Raw genomic sequence first — 17,259 nt, 5'->3', positions numbered from 1 at the left:
TGTTTGATGAGTGAAATTCACGTACCTGGACATTTGACCTCCCGCGCCCTGCGCGTTGCCATAGTCGGTGCCGGTCCTGCAGGCATCTACGCAGCAGACCTGCTCAATAAGAGCCAGCCTGTGTCCTCCGGCGAGTTGTCCCTCAAGGTGGACCTCTTCGACGAGCTTCCAACCCCGTTCGGCCTGATTCGCTACGGCGTATCCCCGGACCACCCGCGCATTAAGGGCATCATCACCGCCCTGCACAAGGTGCTGAATAATGACTGGATCAACTTCTACGGAAACGTTGGCCTGGGTCGCGACATCAGCCTGGAAGAACTCCACGAACGCTATGACGCGGTCATCATTTCAACCGGCGCCCAGAAGGACGCAGACCTGAACATCCCAGGTGTTGAACTTGCTGGATCCCATGGTGGCGCGGACTTCGTGTCCTGGTACGACGCACACCCGGATGCCGATAAGAACTGGGACCTGTCGGCCAAGGAAGTTGCCGTGATCGGCAACGGCAACGTCGCGTTGGACGTGGCCCGTATCCTCTCCAAGCACGCGGACCAGCTGCTGGAAACCGAGATCCCGGCACATATTTTCGAACAGCTCAATGACTCGGCAGTCACCGACGTGCACGTCTTCGGTCGCCGTGGCCCGGCACAGGTGAAGTTCACCCCCTTGGAATTGCGCGAACTGTCGCACTCCAAGGACGTTGATATCGTCCTGTACGAAGAGGACTTCGACTTTGACGAAGGTTCGGAAGAAGCGATCCGAACCAGCAACCAGACCAAGACCATGGTGGCCACCCTGACCAACTGGTTGATCGAACAGGAGGAGCGCGAGGAAGCCAGCAGCGCTTCACGCCGCCTGCACCTGCACTTCTTGCAGTCTCCGGTTGAAGTCCTCGGCGAAGATGGCAAGGTCGTCGGCCTGAAGCTTGAGCGCAATGAACTCGACGGAACCGGCAACGTCAAGGGTACCGGCGAATTCGTCGAATACCCGGTCCAGGCCGTTTACCGTGCGGTGGGCTACTTCGGCTCTGCCGTGGATGGCATCGAATACGATGGCAAGCGCGGCGTGCTGCCAAACGTCGAAGGCCGTGTGCTGGACGCTAGCGGCACCCACATCGACGGCTTGTACGCGACCGGCTGGATCAAGCGTGGACCAATTGGCTTGATCGGCCACACCAAGGGCGATGCCCTGGAGACCATCAACCACCTGCTGTCGGACCTGGGCAGCCTTCCGGTCCCAACCTCCGAACAGAGTGCAGCCGAACTCCTGGAATCCCGTGGCGTGGACTACGCAGACTGGGAGGGCTGGATGAACCTGGACGAACAGGAAAAGGCTCTGGGCGCTGCCGCAGGCACCCTCGAAACTCGCTTCGGTGAAATCACCCGCGACCGCATCAAGGTCGTCGAGCGCAACGACATGCTGGAGTTTGCTCGAGCAAAAAAATTAGCTAAGAGCCTGTAATAACCAGACAGGTTCAGGAATAACTGGCACTCGATGATCTTTTGATCATCGAGTGCCATTTTCCTTTAACCAGTGGTGACCTTCGCTGCGCAGATTCCGGAAGGGTTGGGAGGAGTGCCTTCCAGACTTCGTGGTGGTTATTGAGGCATTTGGCACGACTCAGGGGAGGGACAATTGTCCCTCCCCTGAGTTCCAGTCCTTGCACAGACTTCCTTTAGGCTGCGGTCCTTTCGACCGGCTCAACCCTGGCGCCTGCCGGAACGCTGCGGCGAAGCATGACGAACAGCAAGATCATTCCTGCGGTCAGGGCCATGTGTCCAAGCCCGGCGATGCCGGAGATCATCTTGGATGATTCAAGGCCCAGCACGGTGAGCATGCCGTGGGTGACCTGCATTCCTGCGGTCAGGATTACTCCGGCGTTGTAGGTGACAAGGAACCAGGCGTACAGCTTGCCGTGGGCACTGAGATTGAAGGTCTTCTCCAACAGCAGGACCAGCAAGGTGACGATGAATCCAAGGACCAGCAAGTGGGTGTGAACCACCGACAGCTGCGTCCAGCCGCCTTCGGGGAATTCATTGATCTTGGTGAATTCGCGGTAGAAGAGTCCGGAAGCAACTCCTACGAGCATGTAGGCAAAGGCGATGTTGATGAGCTTACGCATGGGTTTCACTTTCAATGAGTTCGACATTCGAGGAATTTTCGGGGGTAATGCTGGTGCCGCGGTATCCGAAGACCGGCGTTTTGGCGCGGCCCAGCAAGATGAACAGCGCCGGCAGGAGCAAGGTTCGCACCACGAAGGTGTCCAACAGAACCCCGAGGCCAACGATGAGGCCAAGCTGGCCAAGAACCATCAGCGGCAGGCTGGACAGCGCGGCGAAAACGCCGGCCAAGACCACGCCGGCACTGGTGATCACGGCGCCGGTCCGGCTCGTTGCGTTGACGATCGCTTCATCCAGTGGCAGCCGGGCCGCATCTTGCTTGACGCGTTGGGTCAGGAAGATCGTGTAGTCAACACCCAGCGCGACCAGGAAGACGAAGGCCAGCAGCGGTACCTGGACATCCAAGGCGGCCGTGTCGAAGACCATGGAACCGAGCAAGGAACCCAAGCCAACAGCGGCCGCAGCACTGAGCAAGTTAGTCAGCGACAACACCAGCGCCGTGCGGAATTTGCCGGTAACTACCCAGAGCATCGCCAGGCACACAAGCACGATCAGCGGTGCGATGACCGCGAAGTCACGCAGGTGGCTTAGGTGCGCGTCATAGGCTTCGGCAATGGATCCACCGACCAACGCCTCGGCGCCGGAAACCTGATTCAATGCGTTGCGCAGCGACTGGACCAGTTCAAAGCTCTCGGGAGAGCCGGATTCGCTGTTGCCGATAACCATCACGCGTTCAAGCCCGGAGTCCGGTAGCGCAGGCAGCAGGTTGGCGCGCTCCACGCCTGGCACCTTTCCGGCTACCGCGGTGACCGCTTCTCCGGTACCAGGTTCTGCCAGGATCGTAAGCGGGGCGGTTTCACCGATCGGGAAGTGCTCGGCGAGCCGTTCGGTGGCGGAAGAGGATTCGGTGGCGCTCCGGAACTGCTCGGTCTGGCGTAGCCCCACGTTGGTTGCCCCGAGCGCCGATGCGAGGACCACCAAGATGAGGACCAGCGCCGACAGGTTCACCACCGGACGCTTGATAACCGCGGCGGCGGCCTTGCCCCATAGGGAGCGCTTTGCCGCAGCTTGATCCGGTCGAGGGATCAAAGGCCAGAACACCTTGCGGCCGCATAGCGCCAGCAGCGGGGTGAGCACGAACAGGTTGAACGCGGCGGCGATCAGCAGCCCGGCGGCGCAGGCAATTCCCAATCCGCGCGTGTCATCCATAACCGCCAGTGCCAACGATGCCAGGGCGAAAACCACGGTCAGGTTCGAGGAGACAATAGCTTCGAAGCTATTGCGCCAAGCGCTCGCAAGCGCCGCACGGTGATCGGCGTGCTGATGCAGTTCATCGCGGTAGCGCGAAATCAGCAGCAGCGCATAGTTGGTGCCGGCGCCGAAGACCAAGACGCTCAGCACACCGGAGTCGAAGTGCAGATTCAATGGCTGGCTCAGTGCGTTGGCGATGAGGCTCGCGCTGCGGTCGGCCAAGGCCACCACGATCAGTGGAATCAGCCAGAGGATCGGGGAGCGGTAGGTCAGGATCAGCAACACCGCAACGATGCCGATGGTCACCGCAAGTAGCGTGAAGTCGGCTCCGGCAAAGGTGGCCGACAGGTCGAGCCCGAATGCTGGCGCGCCGGAGACCTCAATCAAGAATCCCGAATGATTGTGTGCGCTGATTTGTTCGCGCAGCTCGGTAACGAGCTGCCGGTCGGCCTCGGTTCCCACGCTGTCCCAGGAAGCCGTGAGCAAGGAGAGCCGGCCGTCTTCGCTGGGCAGTGGCTTGGAGATCTCCACGGGAAGCGCGGTGCTCAGCTTGCCCGAGATTGCTTCAAGGCCCTTGAGGTCGTTGCTGCTGAGCCTGTGCTGATCGCTATGGCCGGCGACGAGCAATGCGGATTCCTTTCCGGAGTCGGGAATCTCTTCCAGAAGCTTTTCGACCTGGGCCGAATCTGAACCGCTGACCAGCGTGCTGGTGCTGCGTTCGGCGGCCGGCGCGGAGCTTAGCAAACCGAAAACTGCGAGGATGACAGCGAGCGCCCCGAGCAACCACAGGCGCGCACCGCGTCTTGAGGTGAGCGAGTTCGCTAGCGAAGTGAGGACTGGATGTTTCATACTTCTAGTCAATGCCAAATATGGGTTTGGCGAATCGTGGAAGCGTTCGAACTGCATGTCAACCGTTCGGTTGATACCGCAGGAGTTTGCTGGTTGCTAAATTAGTCCGTGATTGCGTGCGGCCTGCACCGCTGCGGTGCGGGTAGGGGCCTGAAGCTTGTCGAAAATATGCACCAAATGGGTCTTCACCGTCGCCTCGGAAACGAAGAGCGTACGCGCAATTTCGCGGTTGCTCGAACCGGTGGCCAGATGCTTGAGCACTTCTGTTTCTCTGCTGGTCAAGGTAATTTTTGGTTTGCGCAGACCGGCAACGACGCGTTGAGCCATCTCGGGAGCCAGTACCGTGTATCCGGCAGCCGCTTGGCGTACCGAGTCGATGATGGTTTGCGCGGCGACGTCCTTGAGCAGATACCCCGCGGCTCCGGCTTCGATGCACTGCAGGATCTCGGCATCTTTATCGAAGGTGGTCAAGATGAGGACCTGTGGCGGATTTGGCAGCGCACGCAAGGCAGCGGTTGTCGCGACGCCGTTCATTCCCTCACCCAGGCGGAGGTCGCACAACACGACGTCCACCGGATTTTTGGTGGCCAAGCCGACCGCTTCTTCTCCACTGCCTGCCTCGCAACGTACGGTAATTTCGTCGTAGTTCGCGAATAGCGCGCGCAACCCGGTGCGCACGATCGGATGGTCGTCAACCAGCATCAGATTAATCAATTGCCCGCCTCTGGGTTCTTCAATGGGACATAAGCCGACAGCGCGGTACCTTCGCCCAAGGTGCTTTCAATATCTAGCCCGCCACCTAATTCGCGTAGCCGTTGGCGCATGGCGGGCAATCCGAATCCTCCGGATTCGAGGTTCTTGCCGAGGGTAGATTGCCAGTTGCTAAGGTTGAATCCAATGCCATCATCAACGATATCGAGTCTGATGGCGTCTCCCGTGTCGACTAGCGAAACGACGGTTTTAGCGGCATTCGCATGCCGGCGTACGTTGGCGAGCGCGGACTGAGCGGTGCGCAGCAGCGCCACCTGTATGCCCGGATCCAACACGGGGAGTTCGGCATCTACGCGCAGTTCGCTGGATACCGAGCTGTCCTTTTCGAAATCTACCAGCATGCGTCGCAAGGCCCCGGCCAGGGCTTGCGAATCTAGTTCGCTGGGCGACATCGCGGTAATGATTCTACGCAGGTCGGTGAGTCCTTGACCGGAGAGCGCCTCGATCCGGTCCAGGGCCTGGAAAGCTTGCGGGGCTTGTTGGGAATCCAGGGCCGCCTTGGCATGAAGGCCTATGGAAGACAGCTGCTGGGCTATGGTGTCGTGGATTTCTCGTGCTACGCGGGTGCGTTCGGCTAGGGCGCCGGCCTCATGCTGGGAGCGGGCCAGCTCTTCTTGGAGGTCTGCCATTTCCTGATGGGCGCGCAGCAGCGAGGAGACCAGTTCATTGCGCTCGGCGATGTCGCTTTCCAGTTGCAGGTAACCGCGCGAGATGCCCCAGGCGAAGGTTCCGCCGACTAGCGGGCCGACAATTCCAGAAGCCGTGGTTTCTCCCTGATGGAGGAACGGGGCTACGACCGTCACCACGTAGACCGCAGCGGACCACAGCACAGATAGCCCCAGGGCTAGCTGGTGTCCGATGAGCAGCCAGAGACTGAACGCCAGCCACATGAATTCCGGTGAGGCCGCCATGCCTAAAGCCCAGATGGCCAACAAGACCGCCAACCAGTATCCAGGAAGTTTGGTGCTTCCCTTGGATCTCAACACGACAAATCCGAAAAGATACCACAGGCCGAATAGCGTGGCCGCTGCGACGGCTAGCCAGGTGCCGGAGGTTGGACTGGAGATGGCTCGCAGCAGTGCGACGAGCAGGAGCACCGCGGTGATCAGGTGTTGGCCCCAACGCAGTGCGCGCACAGAGAGTGCGCGTTGCTTGGAAATACTTTCCGAAGACTTCCCCCAGCCCCATGCCGAAGTTACGGTGCCGTCAGCGGTGTCCATGGTAGCCCCACCGTCCCGACAACTTCTGCCTTGCACAAGAATTCATGTCTTTGACTCTATCTAAACGTAGAGCCACGTGGCTCTACGGCACGATTTTGATCTCGCGGACACCAGCGCTCAATTCGGGCTCCACCAGTTCTTTAGTTCCGATTCATGTCGCGTTTGGCAGGGCGTAGTTTCGATCAGGGATCGTGGCAGAAGTCCCGTTGAGAAAATAAGGAGATATCTGAGATGAAACTACGTTCCCTCGCAGCAGGCGCGTTGGCCGCCTGCTTAGCCACAACTGCACTGAGCCCCGCAATGGCAGCGACCAAGGGTGATCAGGACGCGACCATCTTGATCGGTCACCGTGGAGCCGCCGGGGTGGCTCCGGAAAACACCCTAGCCGCGATAGACGCCGGCAGCCGTTCAGGTGCCCAATTCGTTGAGATCGATATCCAGCTCTCCGCCGACGGGGTCCCGTTCATCTTCCACGACAATACCCCCGCCCGCACCACCAATGTGGCCGAGGTCTTCCCCGGCCGCGAAGATGACCCAATCACCTCCTTCACCTGGGCTGAGCTGCAGCAGCTTGACGCGGGTTCATACTTCTCCGCGGAGTTCACCGGCGAAGGAATCCCGCACTTCGACGCGGTTGCAGATGCGCTGAACGGCGAAACCGGTGTGTTTATCGAGATCAAGTCGCCAGCTAATTCTCCTGGGGTCGAGCAAGTGGTCGCCGACTACCTGGCCACCGATCCGCAGTGGAGCGCATTGGAAGAATCCGGAAAGATCGAGGTGCTCAGCTTCGATGCGACGTCGAACAAGAAGTTCGCAGAAATCGCTCCAGAGGTACCGTTGCAGCAGCTGGTAGGAACCGTTCCAAGCGAATCCGAGTTGGCAGAAATTTCCGCTTTCGCCGATTCCTTCGGAACCAACTACCGCACCCTGGATGAAGCCGGCGCGCAGCGTGTGAAGGATGCGGGCCTGGGCTTGGGCGTGTATACGGTGAACTCTGCCGAAGCCGCGCAGGCTTCGTTGGATCTTGGCGTGGAACGCCTGACCGGTGATTTCCCCCGGGAGATTCAGCGTCATTTGAAGGGGCAGAAAATTTTTCCATCGAATAACGGTGTGGTCATTGGCGATTCGGTCAACGACGTTCCGGGCAATGATCTCCAGGCCGAGACCGGCGAGCATGTGGTGCTGAGCAACACCGGCAAGCGCACCATCGACGTCTCCGGCTACCTCGTTCGAGACGCTGGAAATAACCTGTTGCCGGTTGGTCAGGGGTACGTGCTGGAACCGGGCGACGAGCTGCGCGTGTACACCGGTCCGGGCACCAACGCGGAAGACGCCTACTATAACGGCGGCACCGCTAACGTGCTGAACAACGGCGGCGATTCGCTGGCCCTGTGGACCGCGGACGGCAAGCTGGCCGATACCTTCTCCAACTAGTTCCGGGAATGGCTGTTCCCCGGGCAGAGCATGAGGCATGCTCTGCCCGGGGAACAGCGCTGTTTAGTTGGTGAGCACGTTGTCCCAGAGATACTGTTCGCCGACTACCGGAAGCCCATAGTCGCGTGCCTTGCGCGCCTTGCCGGATAGCGAATCCGGGTCGGCCGCCACCAGCATGCTGACCTTCTTTGTTACCGCGGCGTGTGGCTGGTAACCAGCTTGGATTAGCAGGGATTCTATCTCCGCGCGCGGACGGCTCATATCGCCGGTCAACACAATGAGGCTCCCGGGTTCCAAGCGCTTTTGAACCACACCGGGGCTTTGCGCGGCGGCCTTGGAATCACCGCGGGCGGGAGGAATCAACGCCTGCTCTAGCGTGGCTTGGCTGACGCCCAATAATTTGGCTACCTGTTGCAGATCCGAGCGTTCGGCACCGGTGAGTACCCCGTCATCCCACGCCGCGGTCACCAATGAATCGAAGTAATTCAGGTGAAGTTCCACCGCCCGAGCCCGATCGATCCCCAAGGAGCCTGCCAGGTCAACAAGTTGCGCTTGCTCATGGGCCGAGAGGTAGCGGTCGATCAACGCTTGATCCAGCACGGCAAGATAGTCGTCGAATTGCTCCGCGCCGGTCATTTCGGGCAGGCGCTGGACCAAGCGCTCTAAAAACTGCTCCGCCGAGGCGCTATCGCCGACGCTTCGTTTTGCCGGGGCGAGCAGAACTTCCGGGGCCTTCCTCCGCCATCGTGTGCTGGCGGCTTGCTCCAAGCGCTGGTCCCAGTCGGGCAGCGTTGGCTCTAGCTCCAGGTACCGTGAGAGCAATACCGCCGTTGCTTCGGCATCACCCGCGGCGCTGTGCGCCTGCTGCAAGGTAATGCCAAAGGAGTCGCAGCAGTCTTGCAGGGATCGTCCGGCTCCTTGCAGGAACTGGTGGGACATGCGCATGGTGCACAGTCCCCGGGGCAAGTAGAAGTCTGGAAGCGAGCGCCCTGCTCGGGCAAACTCTGCTTCGAGGAATCGCGCGTCGAAGGATAGGTTGTGGGCGACCGCCACGGTGCCCGAAAGCCGCCACTCCAACTCGTCTGCAATCTGCTCAAAGCTGGGAGCCTGCAGCACGTCGCGGGCCTGAATTCCATGGATGCTTTGCTTGCCAAGGTCCCGTCCGGGATTGACCAGTGTTTCCCAACGGTCAACGATCTGTCCTTGGCGATCCATGGTCAGCACAGCAATCTCGGCGATTCGATCGTGCGCACCGGGAAATAGCCCGGTGGTTTCGGTGTCTATTACCGCGAAAAGCCCGTGATCCATTTCCCGCCCCCATATTTTGTCTCCTGCTTCCAAACTAGCCGGAGACATGGCGGCAATACTAGTGCAGGCTGTCCCGGCCAGCCACCGGCTCGCTAGCCCGGCTGGTCGGTGAGGATCACCAATTGGGCGGTGGCACGGGTCATCGCAATGTACCTGTGCACTGCTCCGGAAATTCCCGGGCCGAAATTCTCCGGGCGGTTGAGGACCACCAGGTCGAATTCAAGTCCCTTGGCTTGTTCTGGGTTCAACGCGCGGATCCGCTCCGTGTCGATAAAGCCCGGGTCGCCAATGACTACGCCGACCCCGAGCGGGTGATTCTGCTGCCACCGCCGCACAAGGTCCTGTTGCTGATCAGGTCTGGCGTAAATGACCGCCGCACCATCGGTTCGGATCGAGGTGGGCACGTTTGCATCTGGCAGTTGCTCACGAATCACCGATTCGGCTGCGTCCATGATCTGTTCGGTGGTGCGGTAGTTCACGCTTAACGAGGCAACACGGCAACGGGAAATGCCCGCTTGCGCCAGACGCTGTTCCCATGTTTCGGTGAACCCGCCAGCGGCTTGGGCTCGGTCGCCGACGATCGTCAGGCTCCCTGATGGGCAGCGCCGCCGCACCATGGCCCACTGCGCTTCGGTGAGATCCTGCGCCTCGTCGATGATGATATGTGCGAACGGCCCAGCCAAGGCGTCCGGGGACGGTTCTGCTTCGGTGCGCTGGCGAATCAAGGTCTCTTGAAGGTCCGCATGGCGCAGCTGGGATGAGAGATCTTCCATATCGTCTGCGGCAGAAATTAAATCATCGATAACCTGGCCCATCAGGTCCCGTTCGGAGGCCAGCCGGGCCTCGTGTCGACGCGCCGCTGCCTCAAGGTCCGGATCGCCCACCAGGAAACGCGCGGCATCTAGTAACGGCCCGTCTTCGACGGTGAACAGGCTCGGATCCTTGCGGAGCAAGAGTTCGGATTGCTCATCGGTGAGCCACGGTGCGCTGTAGCGCAGCAGCGCCGGGATGGAGTACAGCGCGCTCAGCAGTTTTGCCGGATCCAATAGCGGCCAGTGCGCTTCGAAGGCTTGTGCCAACTGGACGTTCTGGGCCAGTTCCCTCCGGGCTTGCTCCTCGGGTGCGCAGCCTTCGGGAAGCTGTTCGAGCAGGATTTCTTCGAGCGCCTCTCGAATCTGCAGCCGGGACTCGTTGTGGTTGTTGCCCGGCTCGACCGCCGCGAAGGCATTCTCCCAGTGCTGCACCGTCAACCGCAGATCGGCCCACCGGGTCTCGACGAGCAGATCTTGGGCTGGTGGCTGTTCGAATACGCTCACCGCCCGGCGCAGGGATGACAGCATGGTTCCCGAGTTCTTCAGCGTCGCTACCTCGCTGGAGGGTTCGGTTTGCGCCGCGCGAATTTCGGGAACCATTGCCTGCAAGGTGGAGACGAGCACGTCTTCCTCGCCGAGGTTTGGCAGAATATCTGCGACGTAGGCGGTGTAGGCATTGTGCGGGCCGAGTACGAGCACGCGACCGCCACGGCCTTGCAGCTGCGCGTCGGCATGCAATAGGTAGGCGGCGCGGTGCAGCGCAACGACAGTTTTCCCGGTTCCGGGGCCGCCGTCCACCACTAGCGCTCCATTGGCGGAGGCGCGGATGATGGCGTCCTGATCTGCCTGGATGGTTGAGAGCACATCCTGCATTTTTCCAATCCGGTTGGCACCGAGGGAGGCCAGGAATGCGGAATGTTCGTCCAAGGAGGGGCTCGCGGTGAGCTGCGCCAGGTCGAAGACCTCATCCCAGAAGTCGACAATGGCCCCTTGCCGCCAACGATAGCGCCGCCGGCTGGAGAGATTCATCGGATGAGCGTGCGTGGCGGCGAAGAATGGTTCGGCGGCCGGTGCCCGCCAGTCCACCAGCAATTGCGCGGAGTTTTCATCGGAGAGTCCGATTCTGCCCACGTAAGTGCGCCGTCCGGTGCTTGCCTCAACCATGAACCCCAAGCATGCCTCCGGTCCCAAGCGTTCGAGCGTGTGCAGCCTCCGGGCCAGCTGGTGCAAGTCAACATCTCGTTCGAGCGACTGCTGCAGGTTTCCGGCGCTGTCTTGACCGCGCGAGGCGATGCGCCGAGCCGCTTCCTGACGCTGCGCGTCCAGGCGCTGAGCGATGCGGCGAAGTTGATGCTGATCTTCGAAAATTTGCTCGATTATTTGCTGGTTCTCCGTATGCTCGGATAGGAGGAAATAGCCGTGAATCGGATCGGTGCGCATATTTCTTGCTCCGGTCTTTTGCTGCGAACGCGGTGGGGGACAAGTACCTATTGTGAGCCTTGCAGGGGGCCTTGCGGCAAGGCCCCCTGCAAGCTATATTCTGAAAATGTAGGGACAAATGATTTTCCCCATTCACCGGGCATTGCGCCCTGGCTCAACCTGCTTTCGGCGCGGCGCCTTTTGTTTCACCGAACTGCCAGCTCGCCTTGCTCGCGAAGTTGGGGAAACCGTATTTTGGGTCTTTGACCTATTGCTTGTTTCGCTAGTTCTTGAGGTTTATCGCAAAGTTTGATTAACTGGCAGTCATATCCAGATGCTAGGGACGGAAGCGGCCGATGACTCAAGTGCTGAACATTCGACGAAGCGCGGCGGGTACTTCCCTGATCATGTTCCTCGCCGGGCAAGCCGGAACTCTGAGTTGGTCTTGGGCGATTGGCCTCGCCGGCGTCTTGGCGGTCATCGGCGTTCTGCGTCTGGCGGTTGAGCGCAAGGCGGGGCCGGATTTGCGGGGTATCGCGATGAAGCCGCGTCTGCTCATTTGCCTGGTGCTCATGACGCTCGCTGCGGGATTGCTTTCCGGGCTGGAGCCCTTGGTGCGGTTGCTGCTTGGCGCCGGTGCGGCAGTATTGCTCTACCGCATTGCGCTGCGCGATGGCGAAAAGCAGATCCAGCGGTACGTTGAAGACGTTGAGAGTGATCCAGCTTTCATCGCCGTGAATTGAGTTTTCAGCGCCTGCAAGACGCGCTAGACTGGAAGGCATACGACGTTGATCCGGATATCGCCGGGGAGTCCTTGGAAGAACCGTCGGGATGGCTCTGTTGCTCCCGAATTAGTAGAACCAAGCGGGACCAGCCCGTCATAGCTGATGAGAAGCGGTTCGCCACTTGTGTGCGCAAGCATCACGGTGGCGGATAAGCGGGGTGGTACCGCGGCCAAGTGCCGTCCTCGTAGGCAAGATTTTTCGACCCTACGCTTGAAGGATGGCCATTTCGATGAGCTTCTACCCAAAGGTCACCACCGACCCGACCGGTTCAACCCCGGCTTCACCGCGTTTCCCAGAAATTGAGAAGCGCGTACTCGAATACTGGAAGAACGATGACACCTTCCAGGCCTCCATCGACCAGCGAGAGGGCGAAGAGTTCGTCTTCTACGACGGTCCGCCCTTCGCCAACGGCCTGCCGCACTACGGCCACCTGCTCACCGGCTACGTCAAGGACCTGGTAGCCCGCTACCAGACCCAGCGCGGCAAGCGCGTCGAACGCCGCTTCGGCTGGGATACCCACGGCCTGCCGGCCGAGCTGGAAGCCATGAAGCAGCTGGGCATGACCGACAAGCAGCAGATCGAATCCATGGGCATCGACAAGTTCAATGACGCCTGCCGTACCTCGGTGATGAAGTATGCCGACGAATGGCAGAACTACGTCACCCGCCAGGCGCGCTGGGTCGACTTCGAAAACGACTACAAGACGCTGAACGTCGAGTACATGGAATCGGTCATCTGGGCCTTCAAGCAGCTCAGCGACAAGGGGCTGACCTACCAGGGATTCCGCGTCCTGCCGTACTGCTGGAAGGACGAGACCCCGCTGTCCAACCATGAGCTGCGCATGGATGACGATGTCTACAAGAACCGCCAGGACCAGACCGTCACCGTGGGCTTCACCGTTCTTGCCGGTGAAACCGAGGCGTCCCAGGCGCTGGCCGGCGTGCAGGCCCTGGCTTGGACGACCACCCCGTGGACGCTGCCAACCAACGAGGCGCTTGCGGTCCACCCAAGCATCGAGTACGTGGTTGTTCCGGCAGGCGAGGCGGGAGTGAAGGCCTCCGCGGCTACCGGGCCGTTCCTGCTGGCCAAGGACCTGCTCGGCTCCTACGCCAAGGAGCTTGGCTACAAGGATGTGAAGGAAGCAAGCGCCGCCATCACCGCCAGCTACCAGGGCTCCGAGCTTGCAGGCGTGCGCTACGCGCCACTGTGGGACACCTTCGCCGACGTGGAGAAGTACGAAACGCAGAACGCCTGGCAGATCGTCACCGCGGACTACGTCACCGTCGCCGACGGTACCGGCATCGTGCACCAGGCCCCGGCCTACGGCGAAGATGACCAGAAGGTCTGCGAAGCCCATGGCATCCCGGTGATCCTCTCGGTGGATGAGGGCGCGAAGTTCTTGCCGCTGTTCGCCGGCGGACCGCTGAACGACATCGCAGGGGTGCAGGTCTTCGAGGCCAACAAGACCATCACCAATGTGCTCAAGGAAGACGGGAAGCTTGTCAAGCAGGCCTCCTACGAGCACTCCTATCCGCACTGCTGGCGTTGCCGCACCCCGCTGATCTACCGTGCCGTCTCCTCGTGGTACGTGGAAGTCACCAAGATCAAGGACCGCATGGTCGAGCTCAACGAGCAGATCAACTGGATCCCGGGCAATGTCAAGCACGGCCAGTTCGGCAAGTGGCTGGAAAACGCCCGCGACTGGTCCATCTCGCGCAACCGCTACTGGGGCTCGCCGATCCCGGTCTGGGAATGCTCGGGAGCCGAATGTACCCACCGCGAGGTCTTCGGCTCGCTGGAAGAAATCAAGAACTTCTTCGGCCGCCTGCCGCTGAACCACGAGGGCCAGCCGGATCTGCACCGCCCATTCATCGACGAGCTGTCCAAGGCGCACGAAGGCTGTGCCGAGTCCGGCACCCTCAACCGTGTCGAAGACGTGCTGGACGTCTGGTTCGACTCCGGGTCGATGCCTTACGCCCAGGCGCACTACCCCTTCGAAAACAGCGAATGGTTTGACGGCGGGCACCACCCGGCGGACTTCATCGTGGAGTACATCGGGCAGACCCGAGGCTGGTTCTATACCATGCACGTGCTGTCCACCGCGCTCTTCGACCGCCCCGCCTACACGAACGTGATCTCCCACGGCATCGTGCTCGGCTCGGACGGGCAGAAGATGAGCAAGTCGCTGCAGAACTACCCGAACGTCACCGAGGTCCTGGACCGCGACGGCGCGGACGCCATGCGCTGGTTCCTGATGTCCTCGCCGATCCTGCGCGGCGGCAACCTGGTCGTCACCGAACAGGGAATCCGCGACGGCGTGCGCCAGGTGCTGCTGCCCTTGTGGAACGTGTGGCACTTCTTCAACCTGTACACCAACTCCGCGAATAACGGGGCCGGCTACGAGGCGAAGCGCTCGCACAGCTCCACCGACCCGCTGGACCAGTACATGCTGGCCGCCACCGGGGCACTGGTCCGCGAGGTCACCGAGGCGCTGGACGGCTACGAGGTCTCGGAAGCCACCGAAGCGGTGCGCCACTACATGGACACGCTGACCAACTGGTATGTGCGCCGGTCCCGCCAGCGTTTCTTCGAGGAAGACACCCAGGCCTTCGACACCCTGTACACGGCGCTCGAAACCCTGGTGAAGGTCGCCGCCTCGCTGCTGCCGCTGGCCAGCGAGGAGATCTACCGCGGGCTGACCGGGCAACGCTCGGTGCACCTGACCGAGTGGCCAGACGCCGAGGATTTCCCGGCAGATGCCGTATTGCTCGAAACCATGGAAACCACCCGCAAGATCTGCTCGGTGGGCTCCTCGCTGCGCAAGGCGAAGAACCTGCGCGTGCGCCTGCCGCTGAATGAGCTGAAGGTGGTGCTCACCGGCGCCGAGCGCCTGCAGGGCACATACGCCTCGATCATCAAGGACGAGCTGAACCTCAAGAGCGTCACCCTGATCGACGCCGAAGGCGTGGACACCGCCAGCTACGGCATCAGCCAGCAGCTGGTGGTCAACGCCCGCGCCGCCGGCCCGCGGCTGGGCAAGTCCGTGCAGCAGGCCATCAAGGGGGCGAAGTCAGGGGACTGGTCGGTGACCGACGGTGTGGTCACCGCCGGCGGCCTGGAACTGGCCGAGGGCGAATACGCCCTGGACACCGTGGTGGATGAGGCAGCCGAAATCGCCGCGGCAGTCATCGACGGAGGCTTCCTGGTGCTCGATACCGAGGTCACCACCGAACTGGCCGCCGAGGGCACCGCCCGCGATATGATCCGTGCGATCCAGTCCGCACGCAAGGAAGCGGATCTGCAGGTCTCGGACCGTATCCGCACGGTCATCACCGCCTCCGCCGAGGTGGTGGCGGCGCTGGAATTGAACCGCGAACTGGTGAGCAGCGAAACCTTAACCGCCCAGCTGGACCTAGTTGCCAACGGGGCGCTAACCGAAGCGAAGATCGAAGTGGAGCCCACCGTATGAGCGATCTAGAACGCGTTTACGCGCAGCTACTGGCGCGCGCGCCGGAAAATAAGATTGAACCGCGCATGGAACCGATGTTCCGCGCCATGGAGATCCTCGGCGAACCGCAGAAGTCCTCCCCGGTCATCCACATCACCGGGACCAACGGGAAGACCTCCACCGCGCGGATGATCGAGTCCCTGTTGCAGGCCCACGATATCCGCACCGGCCGCTACTCCTCGCCGCACCTGGTGAAGGTCACCGAGCGGATCAGCATCGATGGGGAACCCGTTGCCGATGAGACTTTCGTCCGCGTCTGGGATGAGATTTCACCGTTCCTGGAACTGGTGGATGCCGAGTTGTCCGAGCGCGGCGAAAACCGTTTGACCTACTTCGAAGCGGTGACCATCCTGGCCTTCGCGATCTTCGCCGAGGTTCCGGTGGAAGTGGTGGTGCTGGAGGTGGGCCTCGGCGGAATCACCGACGCGACCAACGTGGCCGATGCCGAAGTCTCGGTGATCACCCCGATTTCCTTGGACCACACCGACCTGCTGGGGGATACACCGGGGCTGATTGCCGAAGAGAAGATCGGGATCCTCAAGCCCGGCGGCTACCTGGTCTCCGCGGTCCAGCCGGTGGACGCGGCAGATGTGCTGCTCGCCAAGGTACGCGAGCTTGAAGTTCCCGTGGCTTTCGAATCGCTGGATTTCAAGCTCATCGAGCGCACCATGGGCGTTGGCGGCCAGGTATTGGCCATCGAGGGGCAGGCGGCTCGCTACGACGAGATTTACCTGCCGCTGTACGGCGCGCACCAGGCGCAGAACGCCGTCGTGGCACTGGCAGCGGTCGAGGCCTTCCTCGGCGGCGGAGAACGTGAACTGAATATTGAGCTGGTCCGCAACGGATTCGCCGCAACTACCAGCCCGGGCCGTCTGGAACTGGTGCGCAGCGCGCCCAGCGTCCTGGTCGATGCGGGGCACAACACGGACGGCCTCAAAGCCAGCGCCGAAGCCATCAAGGAATCCTTCGGGTTCTCCCGCCTGGTGCTCATGGTGGGGATCTTGCGCGAGAAGGACGCCGAAGCGATGCTCTACACCTTGCGTGAAGAGTACGGCGATCTGGTTGATGACCTATGCCTGACCCAGTCTTCCTCGCCGCGGGCCATTCCCGCGGGGGAACTGGCCACCCTGGCGGTTGATGCCGGCTGGCCCGAAGAAGACCTGCATGTCACCGAGAATCTTGAAGACGCCGTCGAATGGTGCGTGGGCCGTGCCGAGGCCGGGGATGACCTGGCCGGCGGCGTCCTGGTGACCGGTTCGATTACACTGGTGGGCGAAATCTCACTACTGCTCAAGGGAGGGCAGAACTCCTAATGGCCAAGCTAACTAGGGCGCAACGCGAATGGCGCCCGGGGATGAAGAAGAAGCAACGCTCCACCAAGGTGATGTTCGCTTCGACCGTATTGACCTGCGAGGCGTTTCTGGCAATCTTCGTCACCTTGGCCGCCTTCGGGCTCAAGCGTGCCGAACCTGCGCTGGTGCTCAGCCTCGGCGCCGCCGTGGCGGTACTGTGCATCATCACCTGCGCATTGCTCCGCAAACCGGCGGGGTACCTGATCGGCTGGATCCTGCAGGTGGTCTTCTTCCTGTGCGGGTTCATCTTGGTGGACATGTTCTACCTGTCGGTCTTCTTCGGACTGTGCTGGTGGTACGCGCTGAAGAAGGGTGGGGAAATCGACTTGGAGAATAAGCGTCGTGCGGCCGCCCAGCAAGAGTGGGACCGTTCCCATCCGAACGTAGAATCTTAAGCAGACCAAAAGTATCTAAGAACGAAGAGGTAGAA

General features: G+C 61.2%; 12 protein-coding genes. 6 read left to right on the top strand and 6 right to left on the bottom strand.

Annotated features, from left to right (window positions below):
- Nucleotides 1-6: 6 nt before the first annotated feature.
- Complete coding sequence (locus tag CQ017_RS01915) at nt 7-1,461, top strand: FAD-dependent oxidoreductase (protein ID WP_105552260.1); 1,455 nt, start codon at nt 7-9, stop codon at nt 1,459-1,461.
- 214 nt (nt 1,462-1,675) lie between these two features.
- On the opposite strand, the gene CQ017_RS01910 is transcribed toward CQ017_RS01915, so the two are convergent.
- From CQ017_RS01910 to CQ017_RS01895, 4 genes are all read right to left on the bottom strand, one after another.
- On the bottom strand, nt 1,676-2,122 hold the full coding sequence (locus CQ017_RS01910; RefSeq protein WP_105552259.1) for a DUF2871 domain-containing protein: 447 nt from the start codon (nt 2,120-2,122) through the stop codon (nt 1,676-1,678).
- Nucleotides 2,115-4,220, bottom strand: coding sequence for an MMPL family transporter (locus CQ017_RS01905; protein ID WP_181150483.1), 2,106 nt, complete (start codon nt 4,218-4,220; stop codon nt 2,115-2,117). The genes CQ017_RS01910 and CQ017_RS01905 overlap by 8 nt, the downstream gene beginning before the upstream one ends.
- Before the next feature lie 96 nt (nt 4,221-4,316).
- A complete protein-coding gene (locus CQ017_RS01900; RefSeq protein WP_219843894.1) occupies nt 4,317-4,934 on the bottom strand; it encodes a response regulator transcription factor in 618 nt (205 codons plus the stop codon).
- Complete coding sequence (locus tag CQ017_RS01895) at nt 4,931-6,211, bottom strand: sensor histidine kinase (RefSeq protein ID WP_105552256.1); 1,281 nt, start codon at nt 6,209-6,211, stop codon at nt 4,931-4,933. The genes CQ017_RS01900 and CQ017_RS01895 overlap by 4 nt, the downstream gene beginning before the upstream one ends.
- A gap of 231 nt (nt 6,212-6,442) precedes the next feature.
- Here CQ017_RS01895 and CQ017_RS01890 point away from each other — a divergent pair, with 231 nt between their 5' ends.
- Nucleotides 6,443-7,645 carry a glycerophosphodiester phosphodiesterase family protein gene (locus tag CQ017_RS01890; RefSeq protein WP_105552255.1) on the top strand — a complete coding sequence of 401 codons (1,203 nt, stop codon included), beginning with the start codon at nt 6,443-6,445 and terminating at the stop codon, nt 7,643-7,645.
- A 63-nt stretch (nt 7,646-7,708) separates the two neighbouring features.
- Here CQ017_RS01890 and CQ017_RS01885 read toward each other — a convergent pair whose 3' ends face one another.
- Together CQ017_RS01885 and helR are read right to left on the bottom strand one after the other, a co-directional pair.
- The gene (locus CQ017_RS01885) at nt 7,709-9,001 is read right to left on the bottom strand and encodes an exonuclease domain-containing protein (RefSeq protein WP_258133460.1); all 1,293 of its coding nucleotides are present in this window, start codon (nt 8,999-9,001) and stop codon (nt 7,709-7,711) included.
- 44 nt (nt 9,002-9,045) lie between these two features.
- The gene (gene helR, locus CQ017_RS01880) at nt 9,046-11,205 is read right to left on the bottom strand and encodes an RNA polymerase recycling motor ATPase HelR (RefSeq protein ID WP_181150482.1); all 2,160 of its coding nucleotides are present in this window, start codon (nt 11,203-11,205) and stop codon (nt 9,046-9,048) included.
- 335 nt (nt 11,206-11,540) lie between these two features.
- Between helR and CQ017_RS01870 the strand changes: the two genes are divergently transcribed.
- The 4 genes from CQ017_RS01870 (at nt 11,541) to CQ017_RS01855 (ending at nt 17,224) form a co-directional block, all read left to right on the top strand.
- Nucleotides 11,541-11,927: a hypothetical protein gene (locus CQ017_RS01870; RefSeq protein ID WP_105552251.1), complete on the top strand. Its 387-nt coding sequence runs from the start codon at nt 11,541-11,543 to the stop codon at nt 11,925-11,927.
- Between the two features lie 271 nt (nt 11,928-12,198).
- Entirely contained in the window at nt 12,199-15,438 is a 3,240-nt protein-coding gene (gene ileS / locus CQ017_RS01865) for an isoleucine--tRNA ligase (RefSeq protein WP_105552499.1), read from the top strand.
- Entirely contained in the window at nt 15,435-16,790 is a 1,356-nt protein-coding gene (locus CQ017_RS01860; RefSeq protein WP_105552250.1) for a folylpolyglutamate synthase/dihydrofolate synthase family protein, read from the top strand. Before ileS ends, CQ017_RS01860 begins: the two co-directional genes overlap by 4 nt.
- Nucleotides 16,790-17,224: a DUF4233 domain-containing protein gene (locus CQ017_RS01855; RefSeq protein ID WP_105552249.1), complete on the top strand. Its 435-nt coding sequence runs from the start codon at nt 16,790-16,792 to the stop codon at nt 17,222-17,224. The genes CQ017_RS01860 and CQ017_RS01855 overlap by 1 nt, the downstream gene beginning before the upstream one ends.
- Nucleotides 17,225-17,259 lie beyond the last annotated feature (35 nt).

It is taken from the genome of Arthrobacter sp. MYb224 (assembly GCF_002975455.1).
Taxonomy (GTDB): Bacteria; Actinomycetota; Actinomycetes; order Actinomycetales; family Micrococcaceae; genus Glutamicibacter.
The sequence above is the reverse complement of the archived record's forward strand: the minus strand, read 5'-3'. Positions and strand labels throughout refer to the sequence as shown.

Excerpts from the sequence above, each read along its gene's own strand:
- CQ017_RS01860 (WP_105552250.1), top strand. The coding sequence starts at position 15,435 with ATGAGCGATCTAGAACGCGTTTACGCGCAGCTACTGGCGCGCGCGCCG.
- CQ017_RS01895 (WP_105552256.1), bottom strand. The coding sequence starts at position 6,211 with ATGGACACCGCTGACGGCACCGTAACTTCGGCATGGGGCTGGGGGAAG.
- CQ017_RS01870 (WP_105552251.1), top strand. The coding sequence starts at position 11,541 with ATGACTCAAGTGCTGAACATTCGACGAAGCGCGGCGGGTACTTCCCTG.
- CQ017_RS01905 (WP_181150483.1), bottom strand. The coding sequence starts at position 4,220 with ATGAAACATCCAGTCCTCACTTCGCTAGCGAACTCGCTCACCTCAAGA.
- helR (WP_181150482.1), bottom strand. The coding sequence starts at position 11,205 with ATGCGCACCGATCCGATTCACGGCTATTTCCTCCTATCCGAGCATACG.
- CQ017_RS01910 (WP_105552259.1), bottom strand. The coding sequence starts at position 2,122 with ATGCGTAAGCTCATCAACATCGCCTTTGCCTACATGCTCGTAGGAGTT.
- CQ017_RS01885 (WP_258133460.1), bottom strand. The coding sequence starts at position 9,001 with ATGTCTCCGGCTAGTTTGGAAGCAGGAGACAAAATATGGGGGCGGGAA.
- CQ017_RS01915 (WP_105552260.1), top strand. The coding sequence starts at position 7 with ATGAGTGAAATTCACGTACCTGGACATTTGACCTCCCGCGCCCTGCGC.
- CQ017_RS01890 (WP_105552255.1), top strand. The coding sequence starts at position 6,443 with ATGAAACTACGTTCCCTCGCAGCAGGCGCGTTGGCCGCCTGCTTAGCC.
- ileS (WP_105552499.1), top strand. The coding sequence starts at position 12,199 with ATGAGCTTCTACCCAAAGGTCACCACCGACCCGACCGGTTCAACCCCG.
- CQ017_RS01855 (WP_105552249.1), top strand. The coding sequence starts at position 16,790 with ATGGCCAAGCTAACTAGGGCGCAACGCGAATGGCGCCCGGGGATGAAG.